Genomic DNA, 21,337 nt, shown 5'->3' on the forward strand with positions numbered 1-21,337 from the left:
GCCCGGCACGATGTTTATGTTCGCCTGCACAAGCGTATCCTCGACGTCATCGAGACGGTCGTGCCAGTTGTGCACGTCAGATCCATCGACGAGGTTGTCTGCAACCTACTGCCATCAGAAGGCGACCGCGCCGAGGATCTGGCGCGGCAGCGTTCAGCGAGGTGCTGACCTGCTCCATCGGCATGGCCCACACCGAACTGTTGGCCAAGATCGCCGCTGAGCTACACAAACCGGATGGTATCGAAATCATCAGTGCCGCAGACCTGCCTGCGGCGCTTGCTGACGTTGAACTGAATGATCTGCCGGGTATCTCCAAGGGGATGGGAGCCCGCCTTTTGGCCGCTGGTGTCCAAGATTTCACAGGCCTTTGGGCCTTGGCACCCAAGCAGGCGCGGGCCATCTGGGGCAGCGTGGAGGGGGAGCGATTCTGGAACGGCCTGCACGGCTTCCATACCGAGCGCCCGGAGACCAAAAAGAGCATGTTCGGTCACAGTCGCATGTTGCCGCACGACTGGCGGAACCCGGAGAAGGTGAAGATCTGCGCGCGCCTACTGACCGAGAGTGCCGGCCGCCGTGTGCGCCGCGCCGATGTCCGCGCGACCGAACTGACGTTGAGCTTCCGGGGGAGCAGAGTGACCGATGCGTCGGGCCGACGGTCGGATGCACAGCAGTGGAGCCGGGAAGAGGTATTTGCCCCGGCCCGCGATGACCACACATTCCTGACGGCCTTGGACAAAGGACTGGAAGAAGCGGAGAGAAGACTGCCGTTCCAGCCACGATCCGTGAGCGCCATGATTCATGGCCTGATCGGCGAAAACGAGATCATGACCGATCTCTTCGCTTCATCTACGGATGTCTCGCACGGAGCATCCGCAACGACCGGCCAGGCAAAGTGGGAAAAGGTCAGCGACGTCATGGATGATTTACGTGCGAAGCTGGGACCGCAAGCGCTGTCAATGGGACCGCAAACCGAGGTGCCGGGCGGTTATGTCGGCGCAAAGATCGCCTTTGGCCGCATTCCGGACGAGGCGGACTTCAGCGGTCCGAAGATCGCCGATGAAGACACGCACTTCGCAACCTTTTAACGCCCCGCCACAAAATAACGGAGACGCAGCTTCAACCTCTTTCGATAGAGAGCATTCAGACCTACACTCAGAGCGATGTGGAAGACACGCGCGGTGATGGTGGGTTTTGCGATGGCGATGTGCCTTGTCGCGATGCTGTCCATCGTCCGGCTCGAACAACAGCGCGACGGGGTTTCGGCAGAACGGGTGATCCTTGCCGAGACGCCAGTGACGCTCTGGCGGTCGGACACCATGAAGGCCGGTCCGCTGGTCGTGGTGGCGCATGGCTACGCGGGATCGCGGCAAATGATGCAACCGGTGGCCATCGCGCTGACACAGGCAGGATTCACCGTCGCTACTTTCGATTTTCTGGGCCACGGGCGCAACCGCGCGCCGATGACAGGCGATGTGACCTCGATCGAGGGGACGACCGCTCGGCTGGTAGAGCAGACCCTCGCCGTGACCGAGGCCGCGCAGGATGCCACGGGGGTCGTGGGCCCAGTCTCGTTCGTCGGGCACTCGATGGCGACCGACGTGGTGATCCGTGCGGCTGAGAGGAGCCAAGGGGTCGCGGCGGTCGTCGCGATCTCGATGTATTCCGACGCCGTGACACCGACCGCGCCGGAGCAGTTGCTGATTATTTCGGGCGCGCGCGAGGGGCGGCTGCGCGCGGTTGCGCTGGACCGTCTGCGCCAGATCGCGCCCGAGGCGGTGGAGGGAGAGACCGTCACCGAAGGTCGGATCGCGCGGCGCGCTGTTGCGAGTCCCGGCGTCGGGCATGTCGGCGTGCTCTACAGCCCCGTCACTCTTGCTGAGGTGCGCGACTGGATCGGGATGGCGACGGACAGGACTTTGTCCGGGCCCCTTCCCCGGATCGCGCCCTGGCTCGCGGCGCTTCTGGTTTCGCTGATTGCTGTGATGTGGCAGGCGAGTGGATTGCTGGGGCCAAAGCGTGCCGGGCCCGTGCGGATGGGCCGAAGGCTTGTTCTGATCCTGACCGCCCCGGTCGTTCCAGCCTTGCTGGTCGCGATCCTGATCCCGCCGGGACTGGGAGGTCTCTATGCCTTCGGCGCCTTGGCGGGATATCTGGGGACCTGGGGCGCGGTTCAGCTGGCGCTTTTGTGGCGAGCGAATGTGTTGCCAGAGCGACCGCGCCCGTTGGCCATCGGGATGTTACTGATCTGGGGCCTCGGGCTCTTTGCGCTGGCACTCGACCGCTATGGCGCGGCCTTCGTGCCAGTCGGTCCGCGGCTGTGGGTAATGTGGGCGCTTCTGCCCGGAACCGTGCTGTTCTGTCTTGCAGACGCTATGGTGGTCACCCGGTCTGGCTGGATCGCCGCAGGAATTCAGCGGATCCAGCCACTGATCGTCCTGCTGGGCGCGATGCTGATTGCACCAGCCTTGGGGATCGCCTTCACCGTGATCGCCGTGATGGTCCTGTTCTGGCTAGTCTACGGAGTTGCGGGGGCCTCGGTTCGCCGACGCAGCGATCCCGTGTCGGTCGGTCTGGCGCTTGGCATCATTCTCGCGTGGTCCATCGCCGCCAGCACGCCTTTGGTTGCCGGTTGAAGGATTACTAACTTCAACGGGTGCTGAGCGCCTCAACCCGCATGAACATTCGGTGATCGGATGTCAGGATCATGATCCATTCCCATCAAACCCACCGTGGTCAGACTTCAGCCCTTCACCTTGCTGATGAATGACCATCCGCTCGGCCGGGAAAGGCTGGATCAGGTCGAAGGCTTCATCGGGTGACCCCGTCAACCACTGCGCATAATCTTCCGGCGCCAAAATGGCGGGCATCCGATCGGGGTGGGTTTTCTTCGTGAGTGCGTTCGGCGTTGTCGTGACCATAGAGGATGTAATCATCTCACGCAGATCGCCGCCGCCATAGTTACCCTTGTAGGCGCGCCAGATGCCCGCCAGCGCGAAAGGTGGTCGTGGCTCATCACCAGTAGCACCGAACCAGACGTAGGTCGCCGGGTTCCGGCCCTTCGCCTCGCAGAAGCTGGTCGCCGGGATCAGGCAGCGCCGCTCCTCGAAGCTTTTCTTCCAAAACGAGGACGTGCGCAGCTTGTCGTCCCGCGCGTTGTTCACCGCCTTTGGCTGGATGGGCTTGCCAGTTTTCTTCGAGACTTGCGGCATGACGAAGCCCCAGTGCGCGTTCTGAAGCCACCGCGTGCCGTCGTCACTCATCCCGACGATGGGTGCCATGCCCTTCGGAAAGATCGCCAGTAGTGGCTCTGCGTTGCCGAGCGCGTCCTGCGCCGCATCGATTGAGAACAACTGGCGCATTGCGGCTGCGGGCATCGTGTTTGAATAAAGGTTGCACATTGGAGTGAGGATACACGCAGCAAGGCTAAAGGGCACCTCATGATCGTAAACCACTCCGGCAAAGTTGGTGATCGTTTGAAGGCCGTCAATTGCATTAAAGGTTCTGGTGGGCCAAGAGTGTCAAAACCTCGCATCATGCCGGAGGTCGCCGGGATAGAAGACACTCGTGTATTCTGCAGCAAATGACCGGTTCGAGCCCAGACCTACCGATGCTGCGGTGCGGTCGGATTTCAACTTTCCCTAAAATGCTTGCATTTAGCCGTTATTTCAGAGATGAGATACCAAGGGCCGGCGATGGCGTCGCCAGCATTTACATGCGAGCCCGTTCCCCTTCCTGAACGCCGGGATTTTTCTTTGCTGCTGCGCAGTCGGGGAAGGTCGACTTCTTCTGATTGTGCTGTCGCATGATGATGAAGGAGTCACAAATGGATCGTCCAGAATTTTACCGTTTTCATCAGGGTGAAAAAACCCTTCCCTTTGCGCCGCAAGAATACGCGGACCGCCTCTCGCGATTACGGGCGGACATGGAGGCAAATGGGGTGGATGCCTGTGTCTTCACCTCAATGCACAACGTGGCTTACTATTCGGGTTTTCTATACTGTGCGTTCGGCCGGCCATATGCCTTGGTCGTGACGCAAACGGAGGACGTGACAATCAGCGCCGGCATTGACGCGGCACAACCGTGGCGGCGCAGTCATGGCGATAACATCACCTACACGGACTGGCAGCGGAACAACTACTGGCGCGCCGTGCGATCGGTCACGGGACAGGGCAAGGCTATCGGATACGAGGCGGACCACCTGACACTATCTCAGCGTGACTTGATGAACGATTTCCTGGCGCCCAAAACGACCACGGACGTTGCCCCGATGACGATGCGCCAGCGTATGCACAAGTCCGATGCTGAAATCGCGCTGATCCGGTCCTGTGCGCAGGTCGCCGATGTGGGCGGATATGCGATTAAGGATGCGATTGAGGTAGGCACCCGCGAGATCGACGTCGCCATGGCGGGCCGCGACGCGATGGAGTTGGAAATCGCCAAACGATTTCCAGATGCTGAATACCGCGATACCTGGGTCTGGTTTCAGTCCGGCATCAACACCGATGGCGCCCACAACCCCGTGACAAGCCGCGCGTTGCAAGCGGGCGATATCCTCAGCCTCAATACCTTCCCGATGATCAGCGCTTATTACACAGCACTCGAACGCACACTGTTCGTAGAAACCGTAGATGACGCCAGTTTGAAGATATGGGAAGCCAACGTTGCGGCACATGAGCTGGGCATCAGCCTTCTCAAGCCGGGTGTAAGTTGTGCGGAGGTTACGGAGCAGATCAACACATTCCTTAATGAACGTGATCTGCTGCAATATCGCACTTTTGGCTACGGTCATTCTTTCGGCGTGCTGTCCCACTACTACGGCCGCGAGGCAGGTCTGGAACTGCGCGAGGACATAGATACCGTGCTCACGCCGGGCATGGTGATTTCGATGGAGCCGATGCTGACTGTTCCAGAGGGAACACCCGGATCCGGTGGCTACCGTGAACATGACATCATGATCATTACCGACGACGGGAATGAGAATATCACCGGCTACCCCTACGGACCGGAATTTAACGTGGTCACATGATGCTGGCTCACGCAGTGAGCAACGGTCTTTCCGCCTGAAAACCAAAGCCGACCTTGGCACACATACAGCGAAGGTCGGTTAAGTCCGCAGGGCGATCACGGACGGATCAAGCAGGTTTCTTTTGTCCGCCATGCCTGCGATCTGGGAGTTTTAGTCGAGGGCTGACCGCCATCATCGCTACAGTCGCAACCCCGATAGCGATATCGGAGAGAGGCGGCCCCGATCAGGACCGCCTCACATTGGCGATAAGCGCGATCCACTTTACAGACCGGCCTGATAAAAAACCACGCCTTCTCCAGCACCGCCGCCGGATCGTTCCCCATACCGGGTCAGCCATCGGGCATTCCGAGCCCTGCGATACCTGTTATGTCCGGGCGTTCTTCGAGCGGTTTGCACAAGCCCCTCAGATGACGGGATGTTTCCAACCTGCTCCCGATCACTTCAGAACATTGTCGATGGCGGCCAATGGCGCGGGCGGATCGCGGTCCGTTGCCTCGGCCACGGAAATCTCGACGATCCGGCACATCGCATCGAGAGGCAGACCGTTCTCCATATCCCGGAACGGATGCTCCAACTGATTTGTGACCGCTTGCAGGCCGAAGAAAACGTAAGCCACCACCGCGACGAACATCGGCACAAACGGCCCCGCGGCTTCCAACAATGCAAATGGCAGCAGCAGGCAACAAAGATACGTCGTGCGACGGACCAGCAGGGAATAAACGAAAGGAAGCGGGGTCGTGGCAATCCGCTCGCATCCCGCCTGATGGTGACCAAGGGATGTCACAATCCGCGCAAGCGTCATTTGACCAAAGCGATCAATACCGCTCCGGTCGTGCGAGTGTCTGATTTTCCGGGACATGTCGCGCAGAGCCGCGTCCGTGCTGTTGGCCTTGTTCCCCAGACGGACCCCATCTTCTGCGCCAATCCATGCAGCGACATTGTCGTCAACTGCAACACCGCGCAAGGCGGAACGATGAAAATGCGCAAAGGCCACGGCGCAGTTCAACAAGTCTTTGCGGTCGCTCGGATCAGATATGAAAATTTCGGCACTTTTCGCCAGGCTGCGCACATCGGCGATGATCCCGCCCCACAATGTCCGGCCTTCCCACCAGCGCAAATAGGCAGCGTTGTTGCGAAAGCCCAGGAACAGCGACAAGGCAACACCAAAAACGCCAAGCGCGGTCAGCGAGACGTGCGGGAAAGGCACGGCAATGTAGTCCAGCGCCATGACGATCACGGAGAAGCCCGCAAGGCCCGCGATCTTGGGCATGATCTGCGGAACCACAGAGCCTTGCATATCGAAAAACAGGGTCCACCCCGAAGGCTGGTCTTTCACAATCATGCAAGCGTTTCTTCTATCTGGTGCAGGTGAGCAATCACGCTGTTGCGCCGCGACGCATGTCAAAAGAAAAGCCAGAACGCTGATTTCAGTGCTCTCGCTTTTCAATTCCTCAGGTCGGTGTCGTTTACGGCACGGCGACCACGGCGATCATCTCGACACGCATGCCGGGGCGGGCCAGGGCAACACCGCCCGTAGCACGCGCAGGCGGCGCATCCTTGCTGACCCATTCGTCCCAGACAGCATTCATGCCCTGAAAATCGGCCATGTCGGCCAACCAGACCTGAACAGTGGCGATGTCGGATTTGGCGGCACCAAGCTCGGCCACCACCGCATCCATCTTGTCCAGCACCGAACGCGTTTGCGTCTCGATATCGGCGGTCAGGTCATCGGGGACCTGTCCGGCCAAAAAGGCGATGTTGCCGATGGTAACGGCCTGGCTCATGCGAGCACCGGGGTTGAGGCGGGAGAGTGTCATGATGTGTCCTTTGTTAATCATTGTCACTGAGGGTTGATCCGGCACCGGCCCGCGACGCGTCGGACGCGGGAACGACGGTGCGCATTGCGAAGGTATTGAGCGTCTGGATGGTCTCGGCCGTGGTCGTCGCCTTGGCCACCATAAGACCCGCCACAAAGGGCGTTTGAGTTTGCACCGCGGCTGGTATGAAAGAGAGCGTCAGCGCGTCGCTACCTTGGCCCAGAATCTGCGTCATTTTTTGCAGGCATGCATCCTTGTCGTCAGTGCTGATCTGTCCGGCACTTCCAGTCAGTGTGATGCAAACCGGTTTCATCCGCGCCAATTCAAATAGAAACGGCAACAACAGGATAGGCGTGCTGACGACGCCCAGGGCCATATCCGATCCGGCTGTCAGTCCTTCGGGCAATTCCACGAAATCGCACAACGTCGCACCCAGGATGATTGGACAGTTGGTGCGGCCGCGCGCATTTTGCCAGTCGCCCGGTGTGATGGCGGGACACAAATCAGCCCAATCGCGCCCGTCGGCCTGCATCAGATGGGCACAAAGATGCGAAGGGCCATCGACCCCATGAGAGACGAGCCAGGCAGCCGAGAACCCGGCTTCCTCGGCCATGCCCCAGCTCATACCGGCACCGCGTGCGGCCTTCATGCATAACGATACGGCCTCGTTGCACGATAAGGGCGCCGGTGCGGAATCGCGAAAGAACGGCGTGGAATCGCCACGCGTCTGATCATGTGGGGTCGCGGTCATACTGCACCACCCGCGTGTAGCTCGTCCGGAAAAGGCGCGCCGGCAAATAGATTGATCCGCACCCACCGGTCCGAGCGTGGATCGAACTGGTTCGCCCCAAAGAACGCAAGCTTGCAGCGCAGCAAATCAATCGGCAGCATGTCAGCGGCGATCAGATTGTCATGCACTTCTGCATAAGGGTGGTTCTGCGCCGTCTGGGCGCGGCGCACGGCGAACCGATGCTCTGGGTGGGCCAGCAAAAGTGCTGCGACAGGCTGCGCGCCGTCCATGCCTTTGACCGTTGCATACAACTCGGATATCAACCGTGCGATGCACAGGGGTTGCTCCAGCGTCGCGCCGTCCTCGGTGGCGCGTTCGCCCAGTCGCGGTTCCAGCTTCTCTTCCGAGACATACCAGAACCGCGCTGTATTTTCGGGCGCGGCGAAATCAATTTCCAGCGCCCAGCCATAGCCGGTTTCCAGGATGTGGCACAAATCGCGGACAGACATCGCGCCCGCGATGCGGAAGCTGGCGGCCTCATCCGCCCCCATACACTCGGCCAGATCGTCAATCAACGCGCCATGCGGCTCCAGCATCAGCGACAAGAGCGCCTCTTGCCCCTCAAGGGTCAGCGCATCTTCTCCCCATGTCCAAAGGGCATCCCACGGGTTCCGTGCTGTCCAGTCGTGGGTGTCCAGCACCTGTGAAATCAACGCAAGATCGCGGCGCAGGTCGTGTAGCTTGCGCAGTTGGACAGGATGCGCGGAATGCCAGACGGCGGCATTTTGCGTCGCGGCCTGACTCTCTTGCGTCAACTCGGAAATGGCGTCCGGCAACGCAGCGGTCTGCGCGCGCACTCGGGCCAGCGCCTCTTCGCGGGCCATCATCCAATTGTTAAGCAGGACCGGGTGCCGCACGATAAATGGCGCCATGCCAAGCCCCGTGGAATTGCCGACGCCAAGTCTACGACGCGTGTCACGATCCAGCTTTGCAGCTTGCGCGCCGCCTTTGGCAGCGGCGATATGCTCGACGATATCGACCGTAAAGGCACGGATAAGCCACACCGTCAGCATCTCCACCTGAAACGGCGGGGCGAGTTCCGGGCGCGCGGCGATATCGGCGCGATCAGCCGCGCCGAATTTTCCCGATCCATAAACGGCAGTCGTGCGCATGAGATAGCCGACGGCGTCAATTTCGGACGTGTCAGGTTGCCGGCCCTCGGACAGGGCTTTCACAACATGATCGAAGAGCCGCACCGAGCGGTTGGCGCGTGCCAGCGTCAGCTCGCAGTCACTGATACGGCCAGCCTCCTGAAAAGGGACATTTTCAGCAAGTCGCGCGATATCCTCGGGCGTCGGGTCCCCATCGAACAGGGTAAATGTCGCGTCCCACGCGGTTGCAATCACCCGGTCCGATCGCAACTCCGGCGGCAGGTCATGAGCAAACGCCACAAGGCTGTAGGTCCGCTCTGCGCCTCTGACACGGTAGACCGCGTGTCCTACACCGTTGGCTTCCACGTTCCAGACGGGACGATCGATCTGCCATTCCGCCGCCTGCAACCGTCGCAGCAGGACGCGAAGAAACGACAGTCGCGTCGGATGCGCGCTGCCCATGCGGGCAAGGCGCATCACCTTGGACGCGGGACGCATGAAACGGGCCACATCAGGTGCGATCTGCGGGGCAGAACCAAAGGGTGTGACAGACATAGCAATTCCTCCCGAATATGCAGATGAATTGTCGGGGGGCGCGCAGCAAAGCGCGCCCCCCAAAAGGCTTATGCAGCCGCCGTTTTCGGGGCCTTGCCCAGCATAACCGTGATGCGCAGCGCGTCCCAAAGCGATGGCAGCAGGATCAGAGACACCGGCACCGCCGTGACCACGATAAAGCTTTGCAGCTTGCCGATGCCGCCCGATCCCGAGGAAATCAGGATCAGCGCCATCACGCCCATCGCCAGCCCCCAGAACGCGCGCATGGCGCTGGACGGCTCACCCGTCGTCATTGTGGCCGAGATCACATAGCTCATCGAGTCGCTGGTGGTCGCGACAAAGCACATTGTCAGCACCAGAAACAGGACCGACAGGATGATGCCCATGGGCATGGCCTGCGTAATTGCCAGCAGGCCCGCAGGCAGATTGAACCCCTCGAACGGGCCCGAGATGACGCCCGGCTCGGCGATCTCGAAGAAGATGCCCGAACCACCGATGATCGTGAACCAGAAGTTCGTGATCAGTGGTGCCATCACCGACAGTGTCAGGATGATCTGGCGGATCGACCGACCCCGGCTGATGCGTGCGATGAACACCGCCATCAGTGGCCCGTAGCCCATGAACCATCCCCAAAAGAACACGGTCCACCAGCCCAGCCAGCCCGCATCGCCGAACAGGCCCGCATCCCCGCGATAAAGCGCCATGTCAAAGAAATGCGTGGCATAGACCCGCATGCCGCCAAAGAAGCCTGCGAAAATCTGCATCGTCGGACCTGCGATCAGCATGAACGCCAGCAGCACGCCCGCAAGGACCACGTTGATCTGCGACAGGATCTTGATGCCTTTTGCCAGCCCCGTGATGGCAGAAATTGTGTAAAGGCCGACCAGCGACAGGATCGCAATCGCCTGCGTGGTGAAGTTGTCGGGGATGCCCGTCAGCTCGTTCAGGCCATAGGACATCTGCAGCCCCAAAAAGCCGATGGGACCCACGGTGCCCGCAACCACTGCGATGATGCAGGACGCATCCGCAATCAGCCCGATGGGACCGTTGATCGCGCGGTCGCCGAACACGGGGTAAAGCAGCGTCCGTGGTGCAAGCGGCAGGCCCATGTCGTAGTGGTAGTGCATCAGCATCACCGTGGTCAGCGAACCCAGGATTGCCCAGGCCAGAAACCCCCAATGCAGAAAGCTTTGTGCAAGGGCGGCATGAGCCTGCGCAGTTACATCGCCGCCCAGATCGCCGAAAACCGGCGGGGGCGAGATGAAATGCGCAATCGGCTCTCCGGCGGCCCAGAATACGCCTCCGCCTGCAAGCAGAGTGCACATGATCATGGAAGCCCAGCTGAACGTCTTGAATTCGGGCACGCTCATCCCGCCCATCACGCTGCGCGACCCCGGAAGGACGCAAAGCACAAGGCCTATCAAGAAGGTCGCCAGCAACAGCACCTGCCAATAGAGGCCGAAGTATTTTGCCGAGAACGCAAAGCTGCTGTCAACAAGTGCCGACAATCCTTCGAGATCGAAAAAGGCATAGGCGCAGAATAGCGCGATGAATCCTCCGGTAATGGCAAAAAGCGTCGTGTTGGTCGTGCCGGGCCCCCTCCCGGTGGTGTTGGTCGTATCGCTCATCTCAAGTCCTCCCCCTGGTGATGATGCGCGCTATTCAGCGGCGCGTTGAATGTCCTTCGTCTTCGTCTGCGTTCCAAAGCTGGCCTCGAAAAACCGGTGCCAGTTGTCGCCCATCACCCCGTCGGTGGTGGCCTCGTCCAGCCCCGCGGCGCGCAGCCCTGCGCGGATGCCTGCCAGATCGCGGTTGTCGTGGAACCAGTCAGGCATGGGCGGGAAACCTGCATTGTCCGCACTGCCCTCGCCGTAATCGATGGTCTTGGTCCAGCGACCCACGCGCATCCATTCCACGATGCTGTCGGGCTGGTCCTGACACAGGTCCGTGCCGATCCCGACGTTCTGCGGCCCGACCAGATCAACGGCCAGCGCGACCATATCGCACCAGGATTGCAAGCTGCATTTACTGCCGTCCTTCAGATGGTGCGGATACGCAGACAGCCCCAGAAACCCGCCGCTCACGCCCAATGCGCGCAGCAGCTCGTCGGATTTGTTGCGCAGCGCTTTGTGCCAGCTCGCCGGATTGGCGTGGCTGATGGTAATGGGGCGGGTCGCATACTCGATCGCCTCAAATGTGGACCGTTCGCCAGAATGGCTCATGTCCACTACCAGGCCTACGCGGTTCATTTCCGCCACGACCTGACGGCCCATGCGGGTGAGGCCCGTGTCCTCGTCTTCGTAACAGCCCGACGCCAGCAAGGACTGGTTATTGTAGGTCAGCTGCATGAACCGCAGGCCCAGCGTGTGCAGCACCTCAACCAGCCCGATGTCGTCCTCAATGCAAGACGGGTTCTGCGAACCGAAAAAAATCGCCGTGCGGCCTGTTTCGCGGGCGATGCGGACATCATCGGCGGTGCGGCCCTGAAAGATCAGATCAGGATACTGCTCGAACCAGCGGTTCCACCTTTCGATCATCAGAACCGTTTCGCGGAATGTCTCGTGGTAAGTGATGGTGACATGGACCGCGTCCACGCCCCCCTCGCGCATCTGGCGAAAGATCTTTTCGGACCAGTTCGCATATTGCAGCCCGTCGATCAGATATGTCATGACGGCTCACCTGCCGAGACATAAGCGGTCTTGACGGCCGTGTAGAACTCGGCTGCATAGGACCCCTGCTCGCGCGGACCAAAGCTGGAGGCACCGCGCCCGCCGAAGGGAACGTGGTAATCGGTGCCCGCCGTGGGCAGGTTCACCATCACGCAGCCCGCGCGCATATTGGCGCGAAAGTGGCTGGCACGCGCCAGCGAGGTCGTCATGATGCCAGCGGTCAGACCGAATTGTGTGTCATTGGCGACCGACAACGCCTCTTCATAACTCCCGATTTTCTGAACGGCGGTGATCGGCGCGAACATTTCCTCGCGGTTGATCTGCATGTTGTTGGCTGTGCCTGCAAACACGGCGGGCGCCATATAATAGCCTGTCGTTGCCATCTCCAGACGATCGCCACCGCAAAGCAGTTCAGCACCTTCGGCTTTGCCGATAGCGATATATTCAAGGTTGCCGTTCAGCTGGCTTTCGCTGACGACCGGGCCCAGTTGTGTGCCCTCCTCCAACGCGTGACCGACTTTCATCGCCTTTGCTGCCGCGACCAGTTTTTCAACGAATTGGTCATGCACAGCAGAATGCACAATCAGTCGGCTGGCGGCGGTGCATTTCTGCCCCGTGCCACCAAAGGCAGACCCTGCGGCGTGCATCACCGCCAGATCAAGATCGGCGTCATCCATGACGATCAACGGGTTCTTCGAGCCCATCTCCATCTGCACTTTGGTCATGTTCTGCACTGCCGCAGCCGCGATCCCCCGGCCTACGGGCACGGAGCCGGTGAAACTGATCGCATCCACATGGGCGCTCTCGACAAGACGCTGGCCCACGTCACGGCCCGGCCCTGCCACCAGGTTGAACAACCCCTTGGGGATGTCCTGACGCGCGATAATTTCGGTCAGCGCGATGGCGCTGGCAGGGGTGACATTGGCCGGTTTCCACACGACCGCATTTCCAAATGCCAGCGCTGGCGCGATCTTCCACGCAGGCGTTGCAACCGGAAAATTCCACGGACTGATGATCGCGACCACGCCCACAGGCTCGCGGCGCACATCGATTTCGATGCCGGGCCGCACGCTCTCGGCCAGATCGCCGTGCTGGCGCAGGGCCTCTGCCGCGAAATAAGTAAAAAACTGCCCCGCGCGGTAGACCTCGCCCTTGCCCTCGGCCAGCGGCTTGCCTTCTTCACGCGACAACATCCGCCCAATCTCTTCGGCGCGGGCCATCAACTCGGTGCCGATCGCCATCAGGACATCATGGCGTTTCTGAATACCTGCTGCCCACCACGCAGGTTGCGCCACGCGCGCGGCTTCCAACGCCTGATCGAGCTGACCGGCATCCGCCTGCGCATACATCCCGATCAAATCTGACGTGTCGGACGGATTGCGGTTCTCGATTTGCGATGCCCCCTCCGTCCAGGTGCCGTCGATGTAAAGCTGGGTGCGCTCGGTCATGGGAATCTCCTGATTGCTCGCCCATGGCCTAGACCTTCTGATAGCCTTAAGTCATTCTAAAAATATTGAACGAAGCTACAGGAAATCTGAATGTCGATCAAACTGGAGATGCTGCGCGTGTTCCGAACGGTTGCCGAAACCGGAACTTTGGCCGCCGCCGCACGCGCGTTAAACCGCACCCCCTCGGCCATCTCGATGACGCTTGCGCAACTGGAAAGCGACATCGGCGCGCCCCTGTTCGAAACTGACCGCAAAAGCCGCCTGACCCCGCTGGGCCGATTGGTGCTGGAAGAAAGCAGCCGCGCCACAGAGACCTTCGACAAAAGCACGTTGGCCATTCGGCGTCACGCCCTCTCGTCTGCGGGCATCGTTCGTGTTGCTGCCGTGCCTTCGGCCACTGTTTCGCTCATCCCGGATGTGATCGCGCTTTTTCGCAAAACACACGCCAAGGTGCGCATCGAAATTAGCGACGTTGACACCGGTGCAGTGCGCCGCCGCGTGCAACGGGACGAAGCGGATATCGGCATCATCTCTGCCCGCAAAGGCGAGGTATCACATGGCGAGGTGATCGCGTGCGATGATCTTGGCATCGTTTGCAAAGAGGGAGGCGCGGTTCACCAGGCGCATCTGGCGCAGGGTGGCGCATCGGATTGGGACGTGCTGTTGCGGGAACCTTTGATTGCAAATCCACTATGCCGACTTGTCGGAGAACCGATGATCGATGCGGCAATGACCGCAAGCACACTGGAGGCCCGCAACACGACCGCGATCCTGTCGTTCGTGCGCCGTGGTTTTGGGGTCAGCATCCTGCCCTATGAGGCGGTCCAAAGCCAACCTGAAGGCGTGGAATTTTTCGTTCCCGCAAAAGCCACCGTCGTTCAACGCGAATTGCGCAAGATAAGACAGGAGAATGAAACCTTGCGAGGGTTCGTCCAGGCGTTCTGGATACTCCTTGACGTTCGGAATGGATGACCCACTAAAGTCACACACGGCTTTCCGCGGCAGGCCGCCTGTCCTGATCCACTGACCAAGAACCAGGGATATTCAACACAATCAGCAGATGCGAAAAGCAGCTTGATTTACGCCAGAAACTGTCCACCTCATGGGAAGCAGCTTAGCTTCTAATCCGGAAATGCTTGGCTTTCTTGCGGTCGAACCACTCAAAGCAAGTCAATATCCTGCCTGCCGATCGCAGCCAGTTTCGGAAGACCGGCTCTTGTCAGGTCAAGCAGGAATTCACTCACGCCCATCGGTGGGTTCCGGTATCGCCTGCGCACTTTTCCAAGCGCACGGGCAGCCACTGACGGGAATAGTTCATAAGTCGTCGCAAGCATATCGTCGGCGCCAAGCACTTCGATATCGTATTCTTCAAGCAGAGCTTGCGGAAAGTCGCGCTTGTTTTCTGTGACGATGACTTGAGCAGAACAGCGGATCGCAGCGGCCAAAACATGACGGTCATTTTCGTCAGGCATTTTGAGGCCGTCAATAAGCGGCATGTGACCGGTCACAAAGCATTCATCAAAGGCCCGACGGATGGCATCGACTTGCGAATCGATACTGTCCCTGAGGTCAGGCTTCAACGCGATTACATTCCGGGTCCACTCATCCATGATTTCCTCTGTAAACCTGGCGCGGAACAGACCCTCATGCGCAAAAGTCAAAAGAACATCCCGGACGCGAAATGGGAAAAGCACGTTCGCGTCCAAGATCACGACAAATGGATTGGCTACAATACTCAAGCCGCGTCGAACGCCTGTCCCAGACGCGCCAGTTCATCCAGAGCATTTTCCCGATCCTGCCGCTTCCGATCTCGATAAGCGACAAGCGCCTCAAGGGGAACGCGACGGTGTTTGCCGACTTCCTCGAATTCGATCTCGCCCGATTTCAAAAGTTTGGTGAGATGAGGACGCGAGACATTTAACATGTCAGCCGCTTCCTGTGTCGTTAGCATCGTTCCAACCGGAACCAGCGTGACCATATTTCCTGACGCCACATGGCCCAGAAGGTCGACGATCAGGTGACCGACGGCGGGCGCGATATGCACGAAATCTCCATCTTGACCAGAGACCTTCAGATTTCCATCGGCATCCATCGCCACCGCGATTGCCGTGGCCGCATGGGCGGCACTGTTGATTTCTTCGGGGGTCGGAAGGCGCTTTTCGAGTCCTTTTTCGACTTCAGTCTGCGTATTCTCGTTCATTCCGTATCTCCCTCTTTGTTCAAAGATATGCGGTCAGAACGCAAAGCTTTCAATAGAAATATGTGAAATATGTGAAATAAGCGTAACGGGACTAACGACAGTAGATCTTAATTATTTGGGTTCAATAGTGACCGATGTGTCGTCTGCTTCTTGGACCTATCTGACAAGATGTCCCCCCACCCTTGCATCCTGGCAGCGAGCTTTTTTCTATTCACCAACTGTTGCGTCTGTCCCGATCCCGTCACGAAACCGCGTTGAACGACGGTAAGGCACTTTCGGAAGTTCCGCCTCAATCATGATCCGCTTGAGGAGCTGCCACAGGCTGATCGGCAAAACCTGCACATCAGCATCAACGGATCACCAAATTATGCAGGTGAGCTATCTATCGTAATCTGCACGATCGCCGCATCACTCTGGCGGACCGCCGCGTATAGCCGCGGCATGTAATGCTCACGCACGTAATCCGCGATGAACCGTGTCGGTGCTGTCAGGGTCAGACCCCCTGCCCCGTCGTCGGTCCCGATCAGACTCGCAAACCACGCGCGATACAGCGCGCCGTCTTGGGCCATCAACAACGCCTGCGCTCCCGCCCAGACACCCGTTTCGGCGGCACGTGCCGGATGCAGCGGAACGATCTTGTTATCGGGCAGGGGCGCCACCGGGGCCGGCGCACCGGTCATCCGCTCTTCAAAGTCGGGTCCGACTTGCGGCCACAACGGCATGGAATCGCGGATGATCCGGTCCAGGTCGATCGCATGGGTCGCGACCCGTCCGCGTGCCGCAGGTTGTGTGACCCTGATCCAGCCGCGCGTGCGCATCTGCGCCAGTTCCCGTTTCGCCGTCCGTTCGGTAACGCCCCACAGCCGCGCGATTTCGCGCTGGCCCGTCGAAAACCGCCCCATCCGCCAGTTGTATCGCGCGGTGATCAGCAAGGACAGCCGCAGCGCCAACCGCCCCTCGACCGGATCGCCCTGTGCTGCCATGACCAGCAACGCGGTCAGTATGTCGTATTTGACGGCCCCTGCCCCGGGTCCAGCCGCATGTTTCGTTTGCATGGTCCCGCTCCTGCCGCATGCTGTGCCTCTTATCGAATCGTCTTTTGCGTTCTCCTTGGGTGTCACCGGCAACCTGACCGGATGTCGCCTTCTGGACTATGCAGCGACCGTGCGGTCATCACTTCAAACGCTTTTGCGATACTTTTCATGATTAGCGTTGAAACCCGCCCGTCTGTCAAGGATTCGCGGTTTCAGTGGCATCCCAAAAAATCCATAGATCAATTTCAGGTATAATATTGGTATTGGGGGACGCTCAGAATGTCCCGTCAAATCGCCCCCATGTCCCCTCAATCGGCGGTATCCCGCATCCGGTGTCCCCCCAAGATACGGTAGCGACACCGTCCCGATGGCCCCGCGCCTGCCAGCCCGGCGAATCGGTCTGCCCTGCGGCTTTCATTTATCGCAGGGCCAGACCCTTATCCGCGGATAAGGATATGGAGAAGACAAACACATCTCGACATTTTGTGCAAATCCGTCATAAATCGGCGAAGTAACAGAATTAACGTCCGAGGCATCATGTTCACTCATACCGACCTGCGCGAGATTCAGGCGCGATCGCTCAAGCTTCAGGGGTGGATCCGGCAGCAGACCTTCTCGCCCGAAAACGCCAAGACCCTGCGCCGCTTTTCCAGTTGGGAGGTGTCGGAACTGATCCTGCATATGAACCAGTCGACGTTCCGTGGCCGCCTTGCCGCCGACCCGACCTTACCCGCGGGTAAGGTCGAACCGGACGGTCGCCAGCGCTGGTTCACGATGGAAGAAGTCAACATCCTGCGGCGCAAGCTGGGATCGCGCGGGCGGTCCCTGATGCCACCCCGCCCCAAGGGCCGCGCCTTTCGCACCGCCATCGCCAACTTCAAGGGTGGGGCCGGCAAGTCGACAGTCGCGCTGCATTTCGCCCACGCCGCCGCACTCGAAGGTTACCGCGTGCTGTGCGTCGATTTTGACCCGCAGGCGACGCTGTCCCATTCGATGGGCCTGACCGACGTCAGCGAGGAGCAGACTGTCTGGGGCATCATGGCCCGCGACCTCGTTCGCCAGACAGAGGCGAGCAATGCCACCCCATCCGCCGCCGGGTCCGGGACCGCCCTGCCCCGCCGCACCCTGCCCGCGTCGATCACCGGTCTTGGGTTGCAGGACCTGCGCATCGCGGACTTCATTCAGCCGACGGCGTGGCCGACCATCGACATTGTTCCGTCCTGCGCCAACGCGGCCTTTGTCGAATTCGCCTCTGCCCAGTATCGCCATCTGAACCCCGAATGGTCGTTCTTCGCCGCCGTGTCCCGCTATCTGGATCAACTGCCGGACGACCAGTGGGACCTGATCTTTTTCGACTGCCCGCCCGCCATCGGCTATCAGTCGATGAACGCCGTGTTCGCAGCCGACATGCTTTATATCCCGTCCGGCCCCGGCTACTGGGAATACGATTCCACCACGTCATTCATCGGGCAGTTGTCAGAAGCGTTAGAGGATCTCGCCCATGGGTTTGGCGACACCTTGTCCGCGGACAAGGTCACTTTGCCGAAATCCTTTGCCGACATCCGCTTCCTGCTGACGCGGTATGAGCCGGGCAACGATTTGCACCGCGCGATGCAAGAGGCCTTTGGAAAGGTTTTCGGCGAAAAGCTCGCGCAGCATCCGGTCGAAATGACACGTGCGGTCGAACAGTCGGGACGGTTTCTCGCCTCGATCTACGAAATGGATTACCGCGACATGACGCGGGAAACATGGCGTCGCGCACGGGCCAGCTTTGATCAGGCTTATGACGAATTCCACGCAACGATGCTGCCGCACTGGCAGGCAATGGGGCAGGGCACGCAACCCTTATCCGCGGATAAGGTCGAGACAGGAGAGAAAGCATGAGCCGCAAGAAACGCATCTTCGATATCGACATGCCAGAGGAGGCGGATCCCGCACTACAGGTCAGCCAGCCCGGCCTGCGGCGTGGCCCGATGGCCAGCGCCATTGCCGAAAATGCAGAGGCCGTTCAGGCCCGGCGCGACGCCGAAACCGCGATCCGGGCCGAAAACGACAGCCTGGCCCACGAATACGTGCGCCTGCGCGATGCCGGTCTGGTGGTCGCCGAAATCCCGCTGGACGACGTGCATACGCATCTGCTGGTGCGCGACAGGATGCCCGGTCAGGATTACGAGTTGCCGGAGTTGGTGACATCCATTCGCGAACTGGGACTATCCAACCCCATCCGGGTAGAGCCGCGCGCAGACGGCGACGGCTATGAATTGATCCAGGGGTTCCGCCGCCTGTCCGCCTACCGCGTGCTTCATGCGGACGGCGATGGCTGGTCCACGATCCCCGCGCTTGTGCTTCCCCGTGGTGAAGGTGTCGCCGGGCTGTATCGCCGGATGGTCGATGAAAACGTGATCCGCAAGGATCTGTCCTTTGCCGAAATGGCCTACGTCGCCCAGAACTATGCGGCTGATCCCGCGACCCCCGAACAGGATCTGCGCGGGGCCATCGCGACGCTTTTTCAATCCGCGCCCTACTCCAAGCGTAGCTATATCAAGAGCTTCGCCACGCTGTTGGATCGCATCGGTGGCGCGCTGGCCTACCCCACCGAAATCCCGCGCAAGCTGGGTGTCGATCTGGCCCGCGCAATCGACGACAACCCCGGCATCGTGGACCGGGTCCGTGACGATCTGCGGGATTGGGACAACCGCAGTGTGCAGGACGAACTGACCGTCCTGCGTCGCTACGCCGGCGATCTGCCGGATGCACCCGCCACCGCCCCATCCAAAAGCCGGGGCAAGACCAAGACGCGCACGACCTTCAACCTTGCCACCAGCAGGGGTCACGTCAAATGCACCGCCGCCGAGGGTCGGCTGGAAATCAAGCTGGACCGCGATTTTTCCACCATGGACCGCGCCCGGCTGGAACGCGCCATCGCGGCGCTGGTCGACGGTCTGGAATAGACCTTATCCACGGATAAGGTCCACATCATGGCCTGCGAACGCGAAATTGCAGCGATTTAGCGATGCGGCAGAACGGACCGCCCGGTGCTACGAATCCCGAACCAACTTCCGAATTGCGCCATCAAACCCGGCGCGGTAACGGAAATCATGCGCCCCGACCTCAGCCAGAGCTTTGCAAAAGCATGGGAAACCAGTCGGTCCGCAGTTGTTGACCGGCCACCATGCCATGATCTGGAAATGGAGGGGAGGTCGGTCCCGGGCGTTCGACATAGCGTGCGTCGTCGCCAATCAACCGAAGGGAAAACGCCCGGCGACGTCTGCCTGAATCGTTCCCGCGCGCGCCGTGTAACGTCTTGAAATTGAACGCAACCGCGTCTCCCGGCTCCATCTCGAATTCACGAATGTCCATTCCTTCGTTATCAGGGTCAGGCACAGGCATATAGTCAGCATCGTTCGGATAGAAACTCGTTTCTGCAAGCCAACGCGTCGGCAGAACCGGTCTGTCCCATTTGTGTGAGCCCGCGACGCACCGCAGCGAAGCCTTGCGCACGGGATCGAGTGGTGACCAGAAACTGATCGTCTGCTTGCCTTCGACAAAGTAATACGGCGCGTCCTGGTGCCAGGGCGTTGGCTTGGATGTCCCGGGCTCCTTGACGAGGACATGATCGTGAAACAGCTGGACGGTGCTGGACCCCATCAAGTCCGCCGCGACGGCCGCCGCAGGAGATGCCTCGATGGCCTGCTGGAACTCGGGAATACGGGTCCAATTGCAGTAGTCGTCAAAGAATCGTCCGGCCTCTCCATCCCGCAGATTTTCGGCTGCATAGGGGCCCGGTTCCATCATGTTGCGTTCCACGCCAGCGCGCAGCAGGTCAACCTGATCGGTGAATAGGCCTTTCACAAGAACGACGCCATCACGTTGATAGGTTTCGATATCGTTTGCAGACAAGAGCGGATGGGGCATGGCTTGGACCTTACAGTTCAGATGTGTGAAAAAGCGCGGATGCTTTCGACAATAGACAGGATCGTGGTCAGGGACGTGCGCGGATTTGATGGACTTGGGGCGTTCTCAATTCGGAAATCATAGACACAGGCCGCCGATGTGACCATGTAGCTGTGTGTGTTACCACGCGATGCAGGATCAGCTACCAGATCGACCTGCACCGCATCGAACCCAGGCCCCGCAAGCGCGAGAGCTGCGACAACATTTGCATTCTTGGGAAAGCCCTTGGCGGCCTCACGGGCGGTTCCGCTGAAGAACTTGCAAGGCTGGGTCAGTGCAGACAGATCGCACAGATTTTCAGCCGGTGAACCGACCCAGGCAGAAGGCGGTTTAGTCCCGGTATAGCGCACCTCGACGCTGCCTTCGGCGGCGACAGCACGCAGAACGTCCAAAGCACCGATCGCACCCGACGGATAGATCAGTCGCGCGCCGGCGGTCTTGGCCGCTGCAGTTAGACGGGCTGATAGTGCCGCATCCGCCAGCGACCCGAGGCTCGCAATAAGAAGAGGGCAGCCGGATAGAAGCAATGCCTCGGCATGATCTACGACGGCCGAATGGCCGGCGCATTCAACGACCAGATCGGGCGCGGTTGCAAGAAAGGGATCCCGATCATGAAACTGTCTGAGGTTTTTTGGCGCATCTACAATGGCTGATCGGGTAAGGGCGCAGAATGAAAATTCCGGCTCTTGGCTGAGCCTTGCGTGAACTTCACGTCCGATGCTGCCGAAACCAATAAGACCGATTTTCATGCCG

Annotated in this window: 19 protein-coding genes; 6 read left to right on the forward strand and 13 right to left on the reverse strand. The window is 59.9% G+C overall.

Going from position 1 to position 21,337, the window contains the following annotated elements:
- Nucleotides 1-182: 182 nt before the first annotated feature.
- Both BMX27_RS15820 and BMX27_RS15825 read left to right on the forward strand, forming a co-directional pair.
- Nucleotides 183-1,085, forward strand: a complete 903-nt coding sequence (locus tag BMX27_RS15820; RefSeq protein WP_256212591.1) for a DinB/UmuC family translesion DNA polymerase — start codon at nt 183-185, stop codon at nt 1,083-1,085.
- Nucleotides 1,086-1,181: 96 nt separating this feature from the next.
- Nucleotides 1,182-2,633 (forward strand): alpha/beta fold hydrolase, encoded by a 1,452-nt coding sequence (locus BMX27_RS15825; protein ID WP_256212599.1) that lies wholly within the window; start codon nt 1,182-1,184, stop codon nt 2,631-2,633.
- A gap of 69 nt (nt 2,634-2,702) precedes the next feature.
- Here the strand turns inward: BMX27_RS15825 and BMX27_RS15830 are convergent, their stop codons facing one another.
- Complete coding sequence (locus BMX27_RS15830) at nt 2,703-3,398, reverse strand: SOS response-associated peptidase (protein ID WP_090161246.1); 696 nt, start codon at nt 3,396-3,398, stop codon at nt 2,703-2,705.
- A 425-nt stretch (nt 3,399-3,823) separates the two neighbouring features.
- On the opposite strand from BMX27_RS15830, the gene BMX27_RS15835 reads away from it, so the two are divergent.
- Nucleotides 3,824-5,026 (forward strand): aminopeptidase P family protein, encoded by a 1,203-nt coding sequence (locus tag BMX27_RS15835; protein WP_090161248.1) that lies wholly within the window; start codon nt 3,824-3,826, stop codon nt 5,024-5,026.
- A 436-nt stretch (nt 5,027-5,462) separates the two neighbouring features.
- Here the strand turns inward: BMX27_RS15835 and BMX27_RS15840 are convergent, their stop codons facing one another.
- From BMX27_RS15840 to BMX27_RS15870, 7 genes are all read right to left on the reverse strand, one after another.
- The gene (locus BMX27_RS15840) at nt 5,463-6,368 is read right to left on the reverse strand and encodes a bestrophin family protein (RefSeq protein ID WP_090161250.1); all 906 of its coding nucleotides are present in this window, start codon (nt 6,366-6,368) and stop codon (nt 5,463-5,465) included.
- A 124-nt stretch (nt 6,369-6,492) separates the two neighbouring features.
- Nucleotides 6,493-6,843, reverse strand: a complete 351-nt coding sequence (locus BMX27_RS15845) for a RidA family protein (protein WP_090161252.1) — start codon at nt 6,841-6,843, stop codon at nt 6,493-6,495.
- Between the two features lie 13 nt (nt 6,844-6,856).
- Nucleotides 6,857-7,594 (reverse strand): DUF3726 domain-containing protein, encoded by a 738-nt coding sequence (locus BMX27_RS15850; RefSeq protein ID WP_090161254.1) that lies wholly within the window; start codon nt 7,592-7,594, stop codon nt 6,857-6,859.
- The gene (locus BMX27_RS15855; protein WP_371260155.1) at nt 7,591-9,279 is read right to left on the reverse strand and encodes a hypothetical protein; all 1,689 of its coding nucleotides are present in this window, start codon (nt 9,277-9,279) and stop codon (nt 7,591-7,593) included. Before BMX27_RS15855 ends, BMX27_RS15850 begins: the two co-directional genes overlap by 4 nt.
- A 68-nt stretch (nt 9,280-9,347) precedes the next feature.
- Nucleotides 9,348-10,907, reverse strand: coding sequence for a BCCT family transporter (locus BMX27_RS15860; protein ID WP_090161256.1), 1,560 nt, complete (start codon nt 10,905-10,907; stop codon nt 9,348-9,350).
- A 30-nt stretch (nt 10,908-10,937) separates the two neighbouring features.
- Entirely contained in the window at nt 10,938-11,948 is a 1,011-nt protein-coding gene (locus BMX27_RS15865) for a membrane dipeptidase (protein WP_090161259.1), read from the reverse strand.
- Nucleotides 11,945-13,396, reverse strand: a complete 1,452-nt coding sequence (locus tag BMX27_RS15870) for an aldehyde dehydrogenase family protein (protein WP_090161262.1) — start codon at nt 13,394-13,396, stop codon at nt 11,945-11,947. Before BMX27_RS15870 ends, BMX27_RS15865 begins: the two co-directional genes overlap by 4 nt.
- A gap of 90 nt (nt 13,397-13,486) precedes the next feature.
- Here BMX27_RS15870 and BMX27_RS15875 point away from each other — a divergent pair, with 90 nt between their 5' ends.
- Nucleotides 13,487-14,368, forward strand: coding sequence for a LysR family transcriptional regulator (locus tag BMX27_RS15875; protein ID WP_090161266.1), 882 nt, complete (start codon nt 13,487-13,489; stop codon nt 14,366-14,368).
- A 188-nt stretch (nt 14,369-14,556) separates the two neighbouring features.
- Here BMX27_RS15875 and BMX27_RS15880 read toward each other — a convergent pair whose 3' ends face one another.
- The 3 genes from BMX27_RS15880 to BMX27_RS15890 form a co-directional block, all read right to left on the reverse strand.
- A complete protein-coding gene (locus BMX27_RS15880) occupies nt 14,557-15,108 on the reverse strand; it encodes a PIN domain-containing protein (protein ID WP_256212600.1) in 552 nt (183 codons plus the stop codon).
- Between the two features lie 23 nt (nt 15,109-15,131).
- Nucleotides 15,132-15,596, reverse strand: coding sequence for a helix-turn-helix domain-containing protein (locus BMX27_RS15885; RefSeq protein WP_090161273.1), 465 nt, complete (start codon nt 15,594-15,596; stop codon nt 15,132-15,134).
- 365 nt (nt 15,597-15,961) lie between these two features.
- Complete coding sequence (locus BMX27_RS15890; protein WP_090161276.1) at nt 15,962-16,651, reverse strand: DnaA N-terminal domain-containing protein; 690 nt, start codon at nt 16,649-16,651, stop codon at nt 15,962-15,964.
- Nucleotides 16,652-17,167: 516 nt separating this feature from the next.
- Here BMX27_RS15890 and BMX27_RS15895 point away from each other — a divergent pair.
- Nucleotides 17,168-18,514 (forward strand): AAA family ATPase, encoded by a 1,347-nt coding sequence (locus BMX27_RS15895; protein ID WP_090161279.1) that lies wholly within the window; start codon nt 17,168-17,170, stop codon nt 18,512-18,514.
- Nucleotides 18,511-19,581: a ParB/RepB/Spo0J family partition protein gene (locus tag BMX27_RS15900; protein ID WP_090161280.1), complete on the forward strand. Its 1,071-nt coding sequence runs from the start codon at nt 18,511-18,513 to the stop codon at nt 19,579-19,581. Before BMX27_RS15895 ends, BMX27_RS15900 begins: the two co-directional genes overlap by 4 nt.
- 160 nt (nt 19,582-19,741) lie before the next feature.
- On the opposite strand, the gene BMX27_RS15905 is transcribed toward BMX27_RS15900, so the two are convergent.
- Nucleotides 19,742-20,545 carry a phytanoyl-CoA dioxygenase family protein gene (locus BMX27_RS15905; protein ID WP_090161282.1) on the reverse strand — a complete coding sequence of 268 codons (804 nt, stop codon included), beginning with the start codon at nt 20,543-20,545 and terminating at the stop codon, nt 19,742-19,744.
- A gap of 17 nt (nt 20,546-20,562) precedes the next feature.
- On the reverse strand, nt 20,563-21,333 hold the full coding sequence (locus BMX27_RS15910; protein WP_090161286.1) for an aspartate dehydrogenase: 771 nt from the start codon (nt 21,331-21,333) through the stop codon (nt 20,563-20,565).
- Nucleotides 21,334-21,337 lie beyond the last annotated feature (4 nt).

Source organism: Loktanella sp. DSM 29012, from assembly GCF_900110705.1.
Classification (GTDB): Bacteria; Pseudomonadota; Alphaproteobacteria; order Rhodobacterales; family Rhodobacteraceae; genus Loktanella; species Loktanella gaetbuli.